The sequence below is a fragment of the Thermosyntropha lipolytica DSM 11003 genome (assembly GCF_900129805.1).
Taxonomy (GTDB): Bacteria; Bacillota; Syntrophomonadia; order Syntrophomonadales; family Syntrophomonadaceae; genus Thermosyntropha; species Thermosyntropha lipolytica.
In genome coordinates this window covers 1-2,065 of record NZ_FQWY01000081.1, presented here as the reverse complement: position 1 = coordinate 2,065, position 2,065 = coordinate 1, and the positions used below count along the sequence as shown (strand labels likewise).

Here is a 2,065-nt window from a genome sequence, read left to right as displayed (position 1 = left end):
GACTATAGCCAAGATGATGAGAGGGCCTTCCGGCGGATTTTCCACGGTGCGTGCAGTAGGCTTCCGCTTGGAGGACCGCAACCAGGTAGCGGTATCCATGAACATGTTCGATACCGATGCTACACCGATATACCGGGCTTTAGAAGTGGTAAAATTTGAAGCTGCCCGTTATGGTTTAGAGGTAGTAGGTACCCAGATAGTAGGAACCGTACATTTAGATGCGCTTCTTAACTGTGTAGAATACTACCTGCGCCTGGTAGACTGGGATCGCAAGCAGATTATTGAAAATCATCTCATCGGACTGTAAGGGGGAAGAGGAATGTTAGTAGAAATGAAGGTAAAAGAATTTATAGCTGAGTTGGCTTCGGATTCTCCAGCTCCCGGCGGGGGAAGTGTTTCAGCCGTATCAGGAGCTTTGGCTGCGGGACTGGTAGCTATGGTATGCCGCTTGACTATCGGCAAAAAAGGTTATGAAGAAGTACAGAGCGAAATGGAACAGGCTCTCGCGAAAGCAGAAGCTTTACATCAAAAATTAACTCAGCTGGTCGATGATGATACTAATGCTTTTAATGAAGTAATGGCTGCTTTCAAGATGCCTAAAGAAACAGAGGAAGAAAAAGAAAAAAGAAAAGCAGCTATTCAGGAGGCTTATAAAAAAGCAGCAGATGTACCCTATACTATTGCCAAGACCTGTTTGGAAGTTTTAACCCTGGCAGAAGGTATTGTAAATAAAGTTAATACTAATGCCATAAGTGATATAGGGGTTGCTTCCTTAGCAGCTCATACCGGGCTGGAAGGAGCGGTAATGAATGTAAAGATAAATCTGCCTTCGATTAAAGATGAGACTTATGTAAATAATAGAAAGAGAGAAATTGAGGAGTTTTTAAAGCAAGGCGGCGCGAGCAGGGATAAAATCTATGAAGCAGTATGCAAAATGCTGGAAGGTTAAAGAGACCGGATCGGCTTTACCGAATAATTATTAAAGGTTAAAAAGTGGGATCGGCTTTACAAAATAATATTTCGGATGACAGAAGCGAGAGAATTAAGGCTTAAGCCTTAATACCGAAGGAGCAAGCCAGATTACTTAGTCCGGTATCTGGTGAAACTCTCAGGTTTCCGTATCGCTTCTGGACGAAACTCTGGAGAGTCTTAAAGACACCGAAGGGGCAAGCCTTGTTATGCAAAGACAGGGCGAAACTCTCAGGTCAGGGAACAGAGGACACGGATCACCTATAAAGTCTTCTGTTCCTTTTTTAAGTTATACCTGGAGGAATTTCTATGTATCAGGACGAGGTTTTAATAATAACTAACAACCCTATGGTTAAAAATATAGATAAATACGAGATATGCTGGGTGGAAGGAAAGGTAGAAGATGTTTACTACCAGACCTTAAATTGGATAGCTGCGGGACATAAATTGCTTTCCCATCCTCTGGCAGGAAGCATTAAACCTAACCAAAACCCGTATCGTTCGATCGTAGTAAGCAAAAAACAGGGTTTACCTGATGAAGGTGATTTAAAGATTATAAATTATGCTTTGGAAAAGGTAGAAGCTATGGTTGCTGAACCTACTCGTCCTGACTTGAAGGTAGACTATGCTGAAGATTTTCAGCTGGTTGATAAAGAACTGCTTTTAAGTGCTCTAGATTCATTACTTGAAAGGTAGGTGACCGGAAAATATGGAAAATGTATATGATCTTTTAGTTTTAGGCGGCGGACCGGCTGGACTTTCTGCAGCTATGTATGGAGCAAGAGGAAGATTAAAGACGGCCATCATTGAAAAAGGACGTCCGGGTGGACAGGCTGCCACCACTTCTGAGCTGGAGAACTATCCCGGATTTGGTCGGGGGACGACTGGACCTGGGCTTACCGAAGCTATGCTGAACCATGCTTTAGATTTTGGAGCTGAACTTATAAAAGATACCATAGTTTCCCTGGACCTCAAGTCTAATCCCAAAAAGGTAGTAGGAAGAAAAGGTGAATACTATGGCAAAGCCGTCATTTATGCCTTAGGTGCTGTACCCAGAATGCTCAATGTTCCCGGTGAAGGGAAGCTGCGCGGGAAG

The 2,065-nt window shown here is 43.2% G+C and carries 3 protein-coding genes, 1 pseudogene and 2 riboswitches; all 4 genes and pseudogenes read left to right on the top strand.

Going from position 1 to position 2,065, the window contains the following annotated elements; translation table 11 throughout:
* A pseudogene (locus tag BUB92_RS11055) lies at nucleotides 1-307 on the top strand (glutamate formimidoyltransferase); the annotation flags it as partial.
* Nucleotides 308-319: 12 nt separating this feature from the next.
* On the top strand, nucleotides 320-949 hold the full coding sequence (locus BUB92_RS11050) for a cyclodeaminase/cyclohydrolase family protein (protein WP_073093615.1): 630 nt from the start codon (nucleotides 320-322) through the stop codon (nucleotides 947-949).
* A gap of 75 nt (nucleotides 950-1,024) precedes the next feature.
* Nucleotides 1,025-1,134: riboswitch (glycine riboswitch) on the top strand.
* A 3-nt stretch (nucleotides 1,135-1,137) separates the two neighbouring features.
* Nucleotides 1,138-1,218: riboswitch (glycine riboswitch) on the top strand.
* 60 nt (nucleotides 1,219-1,278) lie between these two features.
* On the top strand, nucleotides 1,279-1,665 hold the full coding sequence (locus BUB92_RS11045) for a GrdX family protein (protein ID WP_073093614.1): 387 nt from the start codon (nucleotides 1,279-1,281) through the stop codon (nucleotides 1,663-1,665).
* 13 nt (nucleotides 1,666-1,678) lie between these two features.
* Nucleotides 1,679-2,065: NAD(P)/FAD-dependent oxidoreductase (locus tag BUB92_RS11040; RefSeq protein ID WP_143156962.1), on the top strand; the 387-nt coding region annotated here is incomplete at its 3' end.